This is a genomic window from Desulfovibrio mangrovi, from assembly GCF_026230175.1.
GTDB classification, from domain to species: Bacteria; Desulfobacterota; Desulfovibrionia; order Desulfovibrionales; family Desulfovibrionaceae; genus Halodesulfovibrio; species Halodesulfovibrio mangrovi.
Genome location: NZ_CP104208.1, coordinates 2,506,614 through 2,523,301 on the forward strand (window position 1 = coordinate 2,506,614; position 16,688 = coordinate 2,523,301).

Consider the following 16,688-nt stretch of genomic DNA (forward strand, 5'->3'; position numbering starts at 1 on the left):
GTTACAGGCCGATGCTGCCACCGACCCGAAGCCCGTCACAGCAGTCTGCTGCATACGGTGTTTTGACGGCCATAATGAAAATGGCGGCCGGAGCCGCCATCTGTGTGTTCTGTGCTACGAAGACATCCCCAGCATGCGCAGGAAGCCGATATCCTCGGTCCAGCCTTCGCGGATTTTCACCCACAGTTCGAGATGTACCTTCTTGCCGGTCATTTCCTGAAGCTCTTTGCGGGCGGCGGTGCCCACACTCTTCAGGGTCTGGCCCCCCTTGCCGATGACCATGGCCTTGTGGGTCTTGCGGGCAACATAGATGATGGCGTTCACGTAAATGCGATCACCGGTGTCGTCCCATTTTTCAATCTCCACGGCGGTATAGTACGGCAATTCCTGACGCAGGTCGAGGAAGAGCTTTTCGCGTACCACTTCAGCCGCCATGAAGCGCATGGGCATGGTGGAGAGCTGATCGGCCGGATACAGGGGCGGGCTGACGGGCAGCTTGCTCTTGATGTAATCAAGAATCTTGGTCAGACCGTCCGCATTCTTGGCGGATACGGGAACTACCTCGGCATTGGGCCACAGCTTGCTGAGGCGCTCGAGGAAAGGCAGCATCTTCGACTTGTCGCGGAAGAGGTCCACCTTGTTCACGGCCACGACCACGGGGCGGCTCTCGTTCAGAATCGCCTCGCTCAGCGGCTCGATATCGTTTTCGAAAAACTCCGGCTTGCGGATGTACAGGTCGGAATCAAGCACAACCATGACCACGTCTGCACCGCTCATGGCCTGCCATGCGGTCTGCAGCAGCATCTTGTTCATCTTGCCGCGAAGCTGGTGAATGCCGGGGGTGTCCATGAAAATGATCTGGGCATCCGGACGGGAAAGTATGCCGCTGATCTGGTTGCGCGTGGTCTGCGGCTTGGGGGTGACAATGGCCACCTTCTGCCCAAGAAATGCGTTAAGCATGGTGGACTTGCCCGCGTTAGGCGGTCCCATCATGGCCACCCACCCGCAACGGTGTTCTGTTTCACTCATCGTATATGGTCTCCTGATCAGGTATACGCTATGGTATGTATTGTTCACATCGCCCTGCGGCATGCGCCCGCCGGCTCCAGAGGGCAGGATCATGTACAAGGTTGCCCCTGTTCCGGCGGAATGATCGCGTGAGGAACAATGGCGCGTCGCTGCAACGGGTCGATTTCGGAACAGGCATGTTTCACATGACATACCGGAAAGTCAAGTCTGCCGCTATCATTATATACGGAAACCGAAAGCTGAAAAGAGGGAGAAGCTGCAAAATAGTACGGCAATACACTCTGATACAGGCGCCCCAACGCATTTTTGACACTTGCAGCGCGAACAATGCAAAAGGCCGGAAGTGCGGCATGCACTCCCGGCCTGATCGTATCCGGAGGAGAAACTATCCCTGTTTGCTCACGAACCGGCTGTGAGAGGGCGCAATGCGAGCCCCCTGTCGGTACCCCTGAAGGCGGACGGAATGCTTCTTGGTCTTCTGAAGTTCATTCTTCAGCGAGGCATGGAGCTTTCGTGCTTCTTCCGTGAGCAGTCCCTGCAAGGCCTGCAGCTTGAGCAGTTTGCATTGCAGGGCATCGAGCGCCACGCCTTCACGCTTGTCCCATGCCATGGCGATGAGACTGCCCCGACGAGTCGCATTCTCGTCTGCGGTATCCACATCTCCTACGGCAAGAGCCTGAAGCTCCTGTTCCCCGAGAAACAGTGCCTGATCAAGCAATGTAAGGCTATCGGCCATATGCTACCCCTTGTTCACCTTGCGGATGTCTTCCCGCAGCAGCTGGATGACGGTCTTCCAACGCTCGGTGGCGGGAAGGAATTCGTATTCCAGAAGGTCTGCGAGCAGAATCCAGTCTTCGTTTTCCATGACCTCGGTCATTTCACCAAACAGATCGGAAATTTCTTCCACACCGTCGCTGAAAGCTGGGTGATCCTTCAGGGTGAATTCGCTGCGCAGCACGCCGATCATGCCCAGGAAATCACGCACGACCTGCAGCAGGTCCTGATACATTTCCAGAGCTTCAGTGTCGTCAGCCTGACGGAACAGTTCCGCCACGTGCTTGGCGCCGTCGCCCATGATCTGCACAACCTTGTACAGTTCGCGGGTGATGCTCATGGCCATTTCACCCACAGGCACACTCTTGATTTCCACCGAAGAGATTTCGCTGGCTTCAATGTCTTCGGCCTGATGGGGATAGATTTCGGAGAACGGCTCGTTGTTCACCAGAACATCGGTGACGATACGGTTGTCCAGAGTGCCGTTCTCCATCACTTTCACCAAAATTTCTTCCAGGTTGGCAAAGCTGGCCACCTGCATTTCACAGTGTTGTCCGTCGATAACAATCATGGTTTCCCTCCTGTATACGTGCCCGCATGGGCCAGAATTTTCCGGTACGCACAAAGCAATTCAAGAAATATGCCAATGCCGAGAGTGGCATTGGCAATAAAAAAAGTGCGCAACACATGCCGCGCACACGTCCTGTCGTCGTGGACCGGAACCGAAATGCCGCCCGAAACACGACACAGCATCAATAATCAAAATACTATCAGTGAGTTACCTGAAAGAGCAACACAATCTTCGCTTCTTTGCCGGACGGCCAGACGCGTGGCCCAACACAAGCCTACCGGCCGGATAGCTTCCTTATGCCGAACGCTCTTCCTGCAGGCTGTCGCGCCATGCGGTCACCAACGCCTTGTACTGTTCGGCCAGTACCAACACCGTGCCAAGATCGTTGCCCGCCTCCTGCGACTCGCACATCCACAGATAACCGAGAACGTTGAGTAACCCACTGTTATCCCACAACGTCTGCAACCGCTGCCATGTTCCCAGAAAACGCTGCTTGGTTGTTTCCGTGGCCCGCACGGCGAGCACCCTGCCCTGCTCAGTCAGCAGATGCAGCAGCTGCGCGGAGGCAGCAAGTTCGGCCACTGCCGTGGCCTGCACCGACGGAGAGAGCCGTTCACTCCAGACATTGAGGCCAATAGGCCGGACACCCGCCGCAGCCAGCTGCGCAGCCGGAGCTCGGTCAAGAAATTGACGATAAAAATGCCGCTGCTGGCGTATCCAGCGGGTACGGTCCGTCTCTTCGTGTCCGGAGAGCGAAGCAAGATCCATGAACCCGTCCGCATCCCGGCGGCTTTGCCAGACGCGCGCGCCGCAACCTGCCGCCTGAGGCCACTCGCCATGCCTGAGCCAGTGGCGCGTGATGGAGCACACGGTTTCCGCAGAAATGCGCCCGCGGCACGCGAGATCATTGGGGCAGGGCTTGCCGAAGGGACAGGGATGGCACTCCATATCCGGTTCCAGCGTACAACTGCCTTCGAGATACGGCCCCGTGTCCCACGGCTGGGCCGTGGCAAGGAACACCGCCAGCACGGGCACGCCGAGTCCTGCGGCCAGATGCATTGTTCCCGTATCGTTGGTCACCAGAAGCCGCATGGAGGTAAGCAGTGCCGCCAGCACAGGCAGGGAGGTTTTCCCCACAAGGCTGACGTGGGGCCCGGTTGCCATGGACGCATAGCGCCCGGCCAGATGCGCTTCGCTTCCGGTTCCGAGCAGCACGGGCAGCAGCCCCTCTTCACGCCACAGCCTGTCTCCGAGTTCGGCAAAGTGCTGCAGCGGCCAACGGCGTCTATCCTCGCTCGCACCGAGCTGGAAGGCCACATACCCCTTGATGCCGTCCGCCTGAGCCCCAAGCCCTTCCTCCGCATGGCGCAGCAGGCCTGTTGCTTCTTCCTGATGGGCCGGTTCCGGAGTACGCAGTTCATAGCGGCGCTCGCCGTCGCCCAGCCCTGCCGCCATGAGGTAAAGATCCACCAGATTGAAGGGACTGCAGCCGCGCAGCCGCGTGGATGCCTGCAGGAAGGTGCTCCACGGATCGCTGTTTACGCTGAATCCGAAGCTGTCCAGGCCGAAACCGAGCAGTTGTGCTCCCTGCCGACCGTCCTGAGAGCCTTGAGCGTCACCCCCCTCAGACACCGAGGCGTCTGCCTGCTTTCTTGAGGCCAGATGCGAGGCCAGCAGCCGCACACTGGTCGTAGCCGTAAGATTCAGCACAGCATCCGGCGCAAAGGCTACGGCCGGAGCGTCACCCCACTGCCAGAGCCTGCCGATCGCCTCCCGCCAGTCCTTGTCCAGTGAGGCCAGCAAGCCGCCGCCGGAAAAAGGAAAGACGTCATCCACGTCCCGTAGCAGCGCCGTGGCTCCGGCAAAATTATCCAGACAGACCAGGCCCACACGGTGTCCTGCCCGTGCAAAGCCGGAAATGACGGGCTGCGTCTGCAGCAGGTCGCCGAAACGGGTAAGATTGCAAATGAGGGTATTCATGGGCTCCCTGTCATGACATTGCGGAAGGCGGCCGCGGCTCCGGGACGAAACCTCCACAGCGCACAAATCTGCGGATCATTCCTATCTTCACGGGAAGAATGACAAATTAATGCCGCACGTGCAATGCGTCACGCGCAAAGAACAGGGAAACATACATGGATGCATCAGGGCTGGAGGGAAAGAACATCCTTCTCGCGCCCGATAACGGCCAGCGTCTCGCCGCGCCGGAGGGGTTGGTCTGCAGGGGGAACAAAGGAATACTCCTCCTCACCGGGCTTGCGGATAGCCACAACCATAATCCCCATGCCGGTCAGGTGCAGATCCATGAGGGTCTTGCCTTCCCATTTGTCCACTTCCAGCTCCTGCAGCACCACGCCGCCCCCGAGTTGCAGCAGATCCAGCAAACCGGGGTTGGAGATGCGGTGCGCCAGCGTCAGGGCCGCATCCTGCTCAGGCTGCACGATGGTTTCAACACCAAGACGGGCAAGGATCTTCTTGTGCTCGGGTGTGATGGCCTTCACTGCCAGACGCTTCACGCCCATTTCCAGCAGGTTGAACACGATGAGGATGGAAGCCTCCATGCTTGAGCCAACGCTGACCACCACCATATCCAGATCCTGAAAGCGCAGCTGATGCAGCACCATGCTGTCCTTGGCGTCGGCAACATAGACCTGGTCCAGCACTCCCTGCGCCTGCCGGATGCGGCTTTCGCCCACATCCACGCCAACAACGGAATGCCCTTTTTCCACCAGCGCCTTGGCCAGCGGAAGACCGAATTTACCAAGGCCGATAATGCCGATTTCCTGTTTCTTCTTCATATCTCTCATCCTGAATGAAATACGCGCTTTCTTTTTTAGCACACTCCGCCTGCCGGGAACAGGAGAAGAGCCTCCTGCCGCACGGATCATGTGTTCAAACTTCCGATCTGCAGGCTTTTCCTAACCGATCGGCATATCGCTTTCCGGCCAGCGGTAGCGCACATCAGACTGCATCTGCTGCAGCGTGGTCAGCAGCCAGATGGGCCCGATACGCCCCACGAACATCAGCACGGTCAGGCACAGCTTGCCCGTCACCGACAGGCTCGGTGTCACGCCGGTGCTCAGCCCCACGGTGGCAAAGGCGGAAACCGCCTCGAAAAGATAATCCATGAGCTGGCCACGCACCATGGGATGCGGCATATCCCCCCCCTCTGTCATGGTAAGGAGAAGCGTGGCAAACAGCACGCTGCCAGTGGCCGTGATCAGCAAAGCAAAAGTCTTGTTCATGTTCTGGGGATTCACGGCACGCCCTGCCACCACAACTTGTGAACGCCCGCGGAACTGTGCTCCCATGAAGGACCATATGATGCGCAGGGCTGTCGTCTTGATGCCACCCGCACAAGACCCCGGCGAGCCGCCTATGAACATGAGAAAGACCATGATCATGAGCGACACGTTGGTCATATGCCCGGTATCCAGCGTATTGAACCCTGCGGTTCTGCAGGTGACGGATTGAAACAGGGAAGTCAGGGCTGTCTGAGCAAGGGTGCCGTTCTGAGTGCCGCCGCCCATTTCGGAAAGAAAAATAAACAATGCCCCGCCAAAGGTCAGAATGGCGGAGGTGGAAAGCACCAGCTTTGCCGGATAGCTGAGCCCGCGCGCGCCAAGGTCTGTGCCGCGCAGCAGCATGAGGCATTCGTCAATGACGGCAAACCCGACACCACCCAACGTGATGAGCAGCATGATGACGGCATTCATGCCCCACGAATGCTGCCAACGTACAAGGCTGTCGGGAAACAGGGAAAAGCCCGCGTTGCAGAAGGCGGAAACCGCATGAAACAACGCACCGAACACGCCCATCACATCCGGCTCCAGCGCATAAATCCACAGCGCGCCGAACAGCTCAAGAAAGAGCACCATGCGCACCATGCGCACGAGAAAATTGCCCAGATGAAACGATGGATCGTGCAGCAGAGCCTGCCCCACGGCAAGACGGTCGGTCAGGGAAACCCTGCGCCGCCACAGATAGAACACGAGGCTGGAATAGGTCATGATGCCCAGTCCGCCCAACTGGATAAGCCCCAGCAGAACCCAGTGCCCCTCGCGGCTGAAGGCGGAGGCGGTATCCACAGTGGCAAGGCCGGTCACGCACACCGCAGACGTGGCCGTAAACAGGGCGTCCACCCATGGCAGCCCCCCGGGCAGCACAGAGGTTTCGCGCAGCAGTACGGCCCCGGCAAGAATGGCGACGGCAAAGGCGGCAACCGGCAGGACGAACGGGGACAAATATCTCCTTCTCATCTCACCCACATACGCCTGTGGCGGGTTGGTGGCAAGAGGAGGGCCGCATTCCCCCGCCCCTGTGCGCCATGCCAACGCTAACCGGCTGTCAGACAAACACACTGGACGCAGCACCATGCAATGCCTATAGTGACTCGCGACGCGGAACGGCATAACCATCTGCGCCACGGGAGCCGCGCGGGTCTGTTCCCGCCCTTTCAGACATCTGTCCGGCAGCGGCCGGAAACCATATTTTGGAGGCAATCATGGATATCCGCTTTCAGCAGGCGCCGGCAGCCGACTGGCGCGCCAACACGGCCATCGTGTTCGGCTTCAAGGACGAAAACCTCATGGAGCAGATTCCCGCTCTGGCCGACGCCGCTCCGTGGATAACCATCACCCCGGCCCGCCACGACTTCCGCGGCGAAAAGAACCAGACCGTAGTCATGTACGGGCATCCGGAAATTCCCCTGCCCCGCTGCATTGCCGTGGGCCTCGGCGAACGCACCAAGTTCAACCTCGACACCCTTCGCGGCGCCATGGCAACCGCCATGCAGAAGTGCCGCGAACTGAAGGTGGACACCTGCGCGCTGGACCTTGAAGTCTTAAAGATGATTGATGAATCCGACGCCGTGCTGGTGGAAGAGTCCGTAGCCGCTGCGCTGCTCTCGCTCTACACCTACGACGAGCTCAAGACCACCCAGGACGAACCGGCCCACAATCCCCGCTGGATGGCCCTGCTCTCCAATGAAGAGAATTTCCCCGACGACCTGCACGCGGCAGCCCGCCGCGGCGAAGCCGCCGCCATAGGCGTGATGGCCACCCGCAATCTGGTGAACGGCCCCGCCAACATCGTCACGCCCGCGTATCTGGTGGAAAAGGCGGAAGCCATGGGCCGCAAGTACGGCTTCAAGGTCCGCTCCATCAACGGCCCTGAACTGGCCGAAATGGGCATGGGTGCATTCGAATCCGTATTCAAGGGAGCCGAGGAGCAGGCCAAACTGCTCATCATGGAATACACGCCCAAAGGCACGGAGAACGATGATCCCATCGTCTTCGTGGGCAAAGGCGTCACCTTCGATACCGGCGGCATTTCCCTCAAGCCCAGCGCCAGCATGCACGAGATGAAAAGCGACATGGCCGGTGCGGCAGCCGTGATCGGCCTGTTCGAAGCGCTCGGCAATTCCGACATCCAGCGCCGCGTGGTAGGCGTTGCCCCCTGCACCGAAAACATGCCTGACGGCCGCGCCACCCGCCCCGGCGACGTGGTCAAGACCCTCTCCGGCAAGACCGTGGAAATCATCAACACCGACGCGGAAGGCCGCCTCATCCTCTGCGACGCCCTGACCTGGGTACAGAAGGAATACACCCCCGCCGCCATCTTCGATCTCGCCACCCTCACCGGAGCCTGCGTGGTCGCGCTGGGCACGGAAGTGGCCGCCGTGTTCGCCACGGACGAAGCTCTTTCCAAGCAGGTGCAGGACCTCGGCGGACGTGTGGGCGACCGTTTCTGGCCCATGCCGCTGTGGGATCTCTATTTCGAGCCCCTGAAGTCCGAAGTGGCCGACATGATGAACGTGGGCGGACGCGAAGGCGGCGCCGTCAACGCGGCCCTGTTCCTGAAGCAGTTCATCAATGAAGACGTACGCTGGGCCCATCTGGATATTGCCGGCCCTGCCTACAAGGCCAAGAAGTCTCCCCTCAGCGTTCCCGGCAGCACCGGCTTTGCCGTACGCACCCTGCTGGAAATCGTGCGTAACGGCGTGGCCGAAAAGCCCGAATAACCGCGCGCCCATATCCTGAAAATCGAAAAGGCCGGAGTCTTGCGACTCCGGCCTTTCCTTATTCTTAACATGCCGGCTGTGAAGCCGGCAACTTGGCTAGCCGATGGGCAGGATGGTGCGGCCGTGCACTTCGTTCAGCACTTCGGCCATGGCAAGGTAGATGGCGGAAGCGCCACATACGATGCCTTCGTAACCGGCGATGGTGCCGATGAACTCGCTGCCGGTGAAGTCACGGGCAGCAAGCAGGAAGAAGAGAACGGTCAGAGAGAGGAAAATGAACTTGATGGTGGTGTTGCTCTTCAGAGTTCCCAGGAACATGAAGAAAGTGAACACGCCCCACATGGCAAGGTACCAGCCCATGTAGGCATGGGGAGTAGCTTCAGTCCAACCCAGCTTGGGCATGACGATAAGAGCCACAAGGGTCATCCAGAACAGACCGTAGGAAGTGAATGCGGTCAGGCCGAAGGTGTTACCCTTCTTGAATTCCATGATGCCGGCGATGATCTGTGCGATGCCGCCGTAGAAAAAGCCCATAGCGAGAATCATGGCGCTGATGGGGAAAAAGCCGGCGTTGTGGATGTTCAGCAACACCGTGGTCATACCGAAACCCATCAGGCCCAGCGGGGCGGGGTTAGCAAGCTTGTTGTCCATGTTTCCTTTCTCCTTGGAAATGCGTCGTAATATATGAGCCGCCAGTGAGACGGCCCCCTCTTGCACTGTTCGCTCAACCAGCTATAGTATCCCGACACAATTTGCAACATGCAGGCAAGCACTCGCTCTCAAATCTGCAACCGTAACTTCTGCCCAGACACTATCCCCTTCAAGGCCCCAGTCTTACAAGTATATTTCTCACCGCTCTGCGCAGCGCGCCTTATTCCCTCATATTATCATGCCCCGCAGCGGCCCCCTTGCCCTGTTGCAGCAAGGAAAAATATGGTATGCTCTTCCAAACAGCGGTGGAGGGGCGACACCTTGCGACACGGCCGCTCTTTTTTCACACCGCTAACACCCTGACAAAAAAGAATCTCTTTCGCCGCAGACAAAATGTCGCAGGCAAAGGGGACACAGGGTATTGACAGCAGCCCCCCCCTGCTTCTAAATGGGGCCCCCATGACATGCTGGAGTGGCACTTTCCTCCACAACGGCAGCCATGGCACGGCAAAGGCGGAACGCCTGAAACGAGGCGTTCTTCGGCAGTCACTTTAATTGGGGTTTGTATGAGGTCCGACAGTTGGCAAAGCAAAAAGCCCTCACGCAGTGGAGTATTGAAGACTCCGCTGAACTGTACGGCATCCGTAACTGGGGTGCCGGATACTTCGACGTTACCTCGGACGGGGATGTCGCCGTACATCCTTTCGGGAGCGGCAGCAATGTAGCCGTCAGCATCCCGGAACTCATCCGGGGTCTGAAAGAACGCGGTCTTGATTTGCCCGTTCTTCTCCGCATTGAGAACATTCTCGACTCGCAGATTTCCACCCTGCACGAGTCCTTCCGCAAAGCCATAGCCACCCTCGGCTTCAAAGGCGAATACCGCGGAATCTTCCCCATCAAAGTAAACCAGCAGCAACAGGTTCTCGAAGAAATCGCGAACTTCGGCTCCCGCTATCACCACGGTCTCGAGGTGGGCAGCAAGGCCGAGCTTATCGCGGCTATCTCGCAGATGCGCGACTACGAAGCCTGCCTTGTCTGCAACGGCTACAAGGATGAGGAATTCATAGACCTTGGCCTGCATGCCATGCGCATGGGCTTCAACTGCATCTTCGTACTCGAAATGCCGTGGGAGCTTTCCAGCATCCTCAGCCGTGCCGAGCAGCTCGGCGTAGACCCGCAGATCGGCGTCCGCGTGAAGCTGGCTGCCAAGGGCAGCGGACACTGGGCGGAATCCGGCGGCGAACGTTCGTCGTTCGGCCTTTCCCTGTCCCAGATCATGGATGTGGTGGATACCCTGCGCGGCATGGACAAGCTGCATTGCCTGAAGCTTCTGCACTACCACCTCGGGTCCCAGATTCCGAACATCCGCGACATCCGCACAGCCGTGCAGGAAGCCTCGCGCGTGTACGCCGAACTGGTGGCCGAAGGTGCCGCCATGGGATACATCGACCTCGGCGGCGGTCTCGCCGTTGACTACGATGGTTCCCACACCAACTACGTCTCCAGCCGCAACTATACGCTGGACGAATACTGCACCGACATCGTGGAAGCGGTCATGACCACGCTTGATGCGCGCGGCATGCCCCACCCCCACATCATCACGGAATCCGGCCGCGCCACCGTGGCCTACTACTCCGCACTGCTCTTCAACATCCTTGACGTGTCCACCGTGGAAGACGGCCGCATCCCCGAAACGATGCCCGCCGACCTGCCGGAACCCATCAAGAACCTGTTTGAAGCACACAAGAGCCTTTCGCTGCGCAACGTACAGGAATGTTACAACGACGCCCTGTACTACCGCGACGAAACACGACGCATGTTCCTTGACGGACGCGTCACCCTGCGCGAGCGCACCCTCGGTGACAACCTCTTCTGGGGCATCATCAAGGGCGTTGCCGCTCTCAAGGACCAGCTCAAGCATATCCCCAAGGATATGGAAGAAATTGATGTCGCCCTTGCGGACATCTACTACGCCAACTTCAGCGTCTTCCAGTCCCTGCCGGATGCCTGGGCCATCGATCAGCTGTTCCCCATCATGCCCGTGCACAGGCTGAATGAACTGCCCTCGCGGCAGGCCATCATCAGTGACATTACCTGTGACTCCGACGGCAAGATAGATCAGTTCATCGACCCGCAGGGCAAAAAGCGAGTGCTCGACCTGCATCCCATGAACAACGGCGACGACTACTATCTCGGCGCGTTCCTCGTGGGTGCATATCAGGAAACGCTGGGCGACCTGCACAACCTGTTCGGCGATACCAACGTCGTCAGCGTGCGCGTCTACCCCGACGGTTCCTACGAGTTCGTCCGCGAAATTCAGGGCGATACGGTAGCGGAACTGCTGGAATACGTTGAATACGAACCCCGCCGCATCATGGAAGACCTGCGTTCCCTCGCGGAGCAGGCCGTGCGCAGCGGACGTATTACTCCGGCAGAGCGGTTCAGTATTCTCCAGGCCTTCGAATTGGGCCTGCGCGGATACACCTATTTCGAAAGCTAACAGGCCGCGACACAAAAGCACCGGCCGGCAACACCCAAGACTGCGCCCTGACATGTGACGTCAGGCCGTACTCTATGTGCTTGCCCGTGCGTTTTCCGTCACGACCTGCTACAATATCTTATAGTTTAAGCGTCAGGGACGAACAGGTCCCGAAGGAGACAGCCAATGGCAAAAGTACTGATCATCGGCGCCGGTGGCGTGGGCGGCGTTTGCGTCCACAAATGTGCACAGGTATCCGAAGTCTTCACTGACATCGTGCTCGCATCCCGCACCCTGTCCAAGTGCGACGCCATCGCCGCTTCCGTGAAGCGCAAGACCGGGCGCACCATCACCACCGCCCAGGTGGACGCGGACAACGTGCCCGAACTGGTGCAGCTCATCAACGCTCACAAGCCCGACATCGTGGTCAACCTGGCCCTGCCCTATCAGGACCTGACCATCATGGACGCCTGCCTCGAAACCGGCGTGCCCTACCTCGACACCGCCAACTACGAACCGCTCGATGAAGCCAAGTTCGAATACAAGTGGCAGTGGGCCTATCAGGACCGTTTCAAGGACGCAGGCCTCATGGCCCTGCTCGGCTCCGGCTTCGACCCCGGCGTAACCAACGTGTACTGCGCCTATGCCATGAAGCACCTCTTTGACGAGATGCACGAACTGGACATCATCGACTGCAACGCAGGCGACCACGGCCACCCCTTCGCCACCAACTTCAACCCGGAAATCAACATCCGTGAAGTGACCGCGCGCGGCCGCTACTGGGAACGCGGCGAGTGGGTGGAAACCGACCCCCTCAGCTGGTCCATGATGTACAACTTCCCCGAAGGCATCGGCCCCAAGAAGTGCTTCCTCATGTACCATGAAGAGCTCGAATCCCTCGTCATGAACATCAAGGGACTCAAGCGCGCCCGCTTCTGGATGACCTTCTCCGACAACTACCTCAACCACCTGCGTGTGCTTGAAAATATCGGCATGACCGGCATCGAGCCTGTGGAGCACAACGGTCAGCAGATCGTGCCCCTGCAGTTCCTCAAGAGCGTACTGCCCGAACCCGCCTCCCTCGGCGGTCGCACCAAGGGCCGCACCTGCATCGGCTGCAAGATGAAGGGCGTGAAGAACGGTGAAGTGAAGAACTACTTCATCTACAACATCTGCGACCACGAAGCCTGCTACGACGAAGTGGAATCGCAGGCCATCTCCTACACCACCGGTGTGCCTGCCATGATCGGTGCCATGATGATGGTCACCGGCGCATGGAAGGGCGCAGGCGTGTTCAACATGGAACAGCTCGACCCCGACCCGTTCATGGAGAAGCTCAATATCCATGGCCTGCCGTGGCTGGTTGTCGATCTCGACAAGAAGTAATCCCGCACGGGGGCCGGTCTCCGGCCCCCGTTTTTGGTAAGGCAATTTTTCGGGGAATTTTGGGTGGGTGTTTTTCGCCTGCGGCGTTGTTGAAGAGCGCCTCCTGCGGCCAAAGGGGGTAACCCCCTTTGGAAACCCTGACACGTACAAACCAGACCTCCGCGTCAGGAAGGTATGGCCTGGGGCACCCCAAAAAGTATATCATCTCCCCTTTTATAACCCCATTAAGACGGAAAGCTCGCCTCGCGTAAGCAGCTACATCGCTTACACGGGTGCAGGGGGATTATCCCCCTGCCGGGTACAGGGCAGCGCCCTGTCCGCCGGAGGCAGGCGAAGCCTATCCATCCACAAACAACTCTTACTCACATAAAAAACATGAAACTCCCCAACCTTGCTCAATTGCCCTCGCCCTGCTTTATTGTGGACGAGGCTCTGCTGGAACGGAACGTGCGCATTCTGGACACGGTGCAGCGTCGCACGGGTGCGAAGATTCTGCTGGCCCTGAAGGGCTTTGCAACCTTCAGCACGTTTCGTGTGTTGAACAATGTGCTGCACGGCACCTGCGCCAGTTCCCCGCACGAGGCACGCCTTGGCCGCGAGGAATTCGGCGGCGAGGTGCACGGCTTTGCCGCCGCGTATTCCGAGGATGACATGCGCGAAATGGTGGAGTTGTGCGACCACATCGTATTCAACTCCTTTGCGCAACTGGAACGCTTCCGCCCCATGGTGCAGGCGAACCCGCGGCATATTGAAATCGGCCTGCGCGTGAACCCGCAGCACAGCGAGGGCGCGGTGCCGATCTACGACCCGTGTTCCCCCGGATCGCGTCTGGGCATTCGCCGCCAGCATTTCAAGCCGGACCAGCTTGAAGGCGTTTCCGGCCTGCATTTTCACACCCTGTGTGAGCAGAATTCCGATGCGCTGGACAGAACGTTGGCAGCCGTGGAGGAACAGTTCGGCGAATTCCTGCATGGCATGAAGTGGCTGAACTTCGGCGGCGGGCATCACATAACCCGTGAAGATTATGACATCGACCGCCTCTGCCGCTGTATCGAACGCGCCCAGCAGCGCTATGACGTGCAGGTGTATCTGGAACCCGGTGAAGCCGTGGCCCTGCAGGCGGGCTATCTCGTCGGCACGGTGCTGGACATCATCGAGGCTGATATGCCCATCGCCATTCTGGACGCCTCAGCCGCCTGCCACATGCCAGACGTGCTGGAAATGCCCTACCGTCCCTTCATCATCGGTTCCGGCAAGCGCGACGAAAAGGCCCACAGCTACCGTTTTGCGGGCAAGTCCTGTCTGGCGGGCGACGTAATCGGTGAGTATTCGTTTGATGCGCCGCTGAAGACCGGCGACAAAGTGGTATTCACGGACATGGCCATTTATTCCATGGTGAAGACCAACACCTTCAACGGCCTGCAACTGCCTGCCATTGCCCGCTACCATTCCGAAAGGGACGAAGTGGAGGTGGTGCGCCAGTTCGGCTATCAGGATTTCAAGGTACGACTTTCCTAGAACGAAGAGGCAGGAAGGGTGGTCTGCAGAGATTGCCCTTCCGCCATGTCAGGCATAGGCTCGTCGGAGCGACCGATATTTCGCATGACAAAGTCGAAAACCTTGGCCACGGATTCGTCCCGGGTTTCCGCATCGGTATCCACAACGAGATGAGGGGTGACCGGCACATCATACGGAGCGTTGATACCGGTATAATTCTTGATGAGTCCGGCGCGGGCGCGGGCATAGTAGCCCTTCACGTCACGAGCCTCGCATACGGACAACGGGCAGGAGACATAGATTTCACGCAGATCCTCCCCCAGAATGGAACGGATGATCTCGCGGTCGGCTTCTCTCGGCGCAATGAAGGCGCACAGGCAAATTATGCCGCTCTCCGCAAAAAGTTTGCACACTTCGCTGATGCGGCGAATGTTCTCCTGCCGGTCTTCGGGCGAAAAACCGATATTGCAGCACAGCCCGTGACGTACGTTGTCACCGTCGAACACCACGGCCTGCATGCCCGCATCAAACAAGGCTTTTTCCACGGCATGTGCAATGGTGGACTTGCCGGAACCGGAGAGCCCCGTCAGCCAGAACACGCGGGCTGAGTGCCCGTTCCGCCGTTCTCGGTCGTTACGGGATACACTGCCGCGCTGCCTGATTATGTTGTGTCCGTTTGCTGCCATAGGGAATCTCCTGCCTGGAAATGACTGAGCCATGACGCTCATGCCACATCCTGCAGCATATATGCCACAAGCGGTGATGCATCCGGGACCAGCAAGATGCCACTATGTCAGAATGCAATCTGCGCCGAATCATACGAATGAACTCAACGGAGATTATCATGAACCGTTTTCTTGCTTCCGAACTTGAAGAGTCCACGCCTGAACAGTGTCTGTTTCAGGTTGTACCGGCCCCCTTTGAGGCCACCGTTTCCTATGGAGGGGGTACGGTGAACGGCCCTGCCGCCATCCTGGAAGCCTCCGACCAGCTGGAGGTGTGGGACGGTCTTTCAGACGCTTCCGAGCTGGGCATTCATACGCATCCGGCCATGGATTGTTCCGGCAATGCGGAAACGGTGCTGGAGCGCATTGAAGATGCCGTGACCAAGGCGGCCGAACACGGCATTCCCGTCATGCTGGGCGGCGAGCATACCGTCACGCTGGGTGCCCTGCGCGCCCTGCAAAAAAAATACGGAACATTCGGCGTGGTGCAGTTTGACGCTCATGCCGACCTGCGCGACAGCTACGATGGCAGCCCCTACAGCCACGCCTGTGTCATGCACCGTGCGCTGGATCTCGGCCTGCCCGTGTTCGGCATCGGTGTGCGAGCCCTCTGCAAGGAAGAGGTGGCCCTGCGCAAGGAAAAGAACCTTTCCTATCTGGACGCCCGCGACCTTGCCATGAACGGCATGCCTGAAAACCTGCTGCCTGCCGACTTTCCGCAAACAATTTACGTCACCTTCGACGTGGATGGCCTTGATCCGTCGGTCATCAGCGCCACCGGCACCCCTGTGCCCGGCGGCGTGCTCTGGTGGCAGGCCATAAAATTGCTGGAAAAGGCCATGGCAGGCCGAATGGTCATCGGCATGGACGTAGTGGAACTCGCCCCCAAGGAAGGCGATCACGCCTCCGACTTTGCCGCTGCTCAACTGACCTACAATCTTATGGGAATCGTGCAGCGTCTGGCGAAACGATAGCGACGGAAAAGCTCTGTATACTGCTCAAAAACAAAGGCCGGAAGCAAACGCTCCCGGCCTTTGTCTTGCCCAAAAAATCCTGTGAACCCAACCTCTACTCTTCCTCTTCCAGTCTGGAAAGCTTGGCCGCGCCAAACGCCTTGCGTGCTTCCCACACCTTCATGCCGATCTTGCGGCCCAAATCCTGCTGTCGGGCACGGATAAGCGCTTCGGCAGCTTCCTTGTCACCATGCTGCTTGAGCAAAGTGGCGGATTCCAGATCACGCAGATACTTTTCGCACTCCGCAATGACCCCGGAAAGATCGAGCGAGCTCAGTTCTTCCGGCACACGAACAGATTTTACCCTACGCGGCATGGCTCCTCTCCTTCCTTGATTTCCTTATGAAATACAGATTGTATACAAAAGGTCAACAGTCTGTATGTGAAAAGGAGATGCAGGAACTCATTTTTCTGACGCCACACCCAAGCACTGCTCAGGCGACACTGCCATATCAATAGCAAAGCGCCCGTTTGGGCGCTTTGCTTTCCCGATCCGACAACAGGGCACGCTGCCGGTATACCGGCAGGATCAATCTCGTTG

Annotated in this window: 14 protein-coding genes; 5 read left to right on the forward strand and 9 right to left on the reverse strand. The window is 58.7% G+C overall.

What is annotated here, in order from left to right; translation table 11 throughout:
* Window positions 1-114: 114 nt before the first annotated feature.
* From era to N1030_RS11470, 6 genes are all read right to left on the reverse strand, one after another.
* Window positions 115-1,029 (reverse strand): GTPase Era, encoded by a 915-nt coding sequence (gene era, locus N1030_RS11445; RefSeq protein ID WP_265825616.1) that lies wholly within the window; start codon window positions 1,027-1,029, stop codon window positions 115-117.
* Window positions 1,030-1,414: 385 nt separating this feature from the next.
* Window positions 1,415-1,765, reverse strand: coding sequence for a hypothetical protein (locus N1030_RS11450; protein WP_265825617.1), 351 nt, complete (start codon window positions 1,763-1,765; stop codon window positions 1,415-1,417).
* A 3-nt stretch (window positions 1,766-1,768) separates the two neighbouring features.
* A complete protein-coding gene (locus N1030_RS11455; RefSeq protein ID WP_265825618.1) occupies window positions 1,769-2,374 on the reverse strand; it encodes a DUF8043 domain-containing protein in 606 nt (201 codons plus the stop codon).
* A 294-nt stretch (window positions 2,375-2,668) separates the two neighbouring features.
* Window positions 2,669-4,354, reverse strand: a complete 1,686-nt coding sequence (locus N1030_RS11460) for a glycosyltransferase family 9 protein (RefSeq protein WP_265825619.1) — start codon at window positions 4,352-4,354, stop codon at window positions 2,669-2,671.
* Between the two features lie 164 nt (window positions 4,355-4,518).
* A complete protein-coding gene (locus tag N1030_RS11465) occupies window positions 4,519-5,172 on the reverse strand; it encodes a potassium channel family protein (RefSeq protein WP_265825620.1) in 654 nt (217 codons plus the stop codon).
* Window positions 5,173-5,292: 120 nt separating this feature from the next.
* A complete protein-coding gene (locus N1030_RS11470) occupies window positions 5,293-6,633 on the reverse strand; it encodes a TrkH family potassium uptake protein (RefSeq protein WP_265825621.1) in 1,341 nt (446 codons plus the stop codon).
* A gap of 245 nt (window positions 6,634-6,878) precedes the next feature.
* Here N1030_RS11470 and N1030_RS11475 point away from each other — a divergent pair, with 245 nt between their 5' ends.
* On the forward strand, window positions 6,879-8,396 hold the full coding sequence (locus N1030_RS11475) for a leucyl aminopeptidase (protein ID WP_265825622.1): 1,518 nt from the start codon (window positions 6,879-6,881) through the stop codon (window positions 8,394-8,396).
* 96 nt (window positions 8,397-8,492) lie between these two features.
* On the opposite strand, the gene N1030_RS11480 is transcribed toward N1030_RS11475, so the two are convergent.
* The gene (locus tag N1030_RS11480) at window positions 8,493-9,047 is read right to left on the reverse strand and encodes an acetate uptake transporter (RefSeq protein ID WP_265825623.1); all 555 of its coding nucleotides are present in this window, start codon (window positions 9,045-9,047) and stop codon (window positions 8,493-8,495) included.
* Between the two features lie 580 nt (window positions 9,048-9,627).
* Here N1030_RS11480 and speA point away from each other — a divergent pair.
* The 3 genes from speA (at window position 9,628) to nspC (ending at window position 14,430) form a co-directional block, all read left to right on the forward strand.
* Complete coding sequence (gene speA / locus N1030_RS11485; RefSeq protein WP_265825624.1) at window positions 9,628-11,547, forward strand: biosynthetic arginine decarboxylase; 1,920 nt, start codon at window positions 9,628-9,630, stop codon at window positions 11,545-11,547.
* Window positions 11,548-11,712: 165 nt separating this feature from the next.
* Window positions 11,713-12,912 (forward strand): saccharopine dehydrogenase family protein, encoded by a 1,200-nt coding sequence (locus N1030_RS11490; protein WP_265825625.1) that lies wholly within the window; start codon window positions 11,713-11,715, stop codon window positions 12,910-12,912.
* A 375-nt stretch (window positions 12,913-13,287) separates the two neighbouring features.
* Window positions 13,288-14,430 (forward strand): carboxynorspermidine decarboxylase, encoded by a 1,143-nt coding sequence (nspC, locus tag N1030_RS11495; protein ID WP_265825626.1) that lies wholly within the window; start codon window positions 13,288-13,290, stop codon window positions 14,428-14,430.
* Here nspC and cysC read toward each other — a convergent pair.
* On the reverse strand, window positions 14,427-15,095 hold the full coding sequence (cysC, locus tag N1030_RS11500; protein WP_265825627.1) for an adenylyl-sulfate kinase: 669 nt from the start codon (window positions 15,093-15,095) through the stop codon (window positions 14,427-14,429). The genes nspC and cysC overlap by 4 nt on opposite strands.
* Before the next feature lie 158 nt (window positions 15,096-15,253).
* Between cysC and speB the strand changes: the two genes are divergently transcribed.
* The gene (gene speB / locus N1030_RS11505; RefSeq protein WP_265825628.1) at window positions 15,254-16,108 is read left to right on the forward strand and encodes an agmatinase; all 855 of its coding nucleotides are present in this window, start codon (window positions 15,254-15,256) and stop codon (window positions 16,106-16,108) included.
* Window positions 16,109-16,202: 94 nt separating this feature from the next.
* On the opposite strand, the gene N1030_RS11510 is transcribed toward speB, so the two are convergent.
* The gene (locus N1030_RS11510) at window positions 16,203-16,463 is read right to left on the reverse strand and encodes a hypothetical protein (RefSeq protein WP_265825629.1); all 261 of its coding nucleotides are present in this window, start codon (window positions 16,461-16,463) and stop codon (window positions 16,203-16,205) included.
* Window positions 16,464-16,688 lie beyond the last annotated feature (225 nt).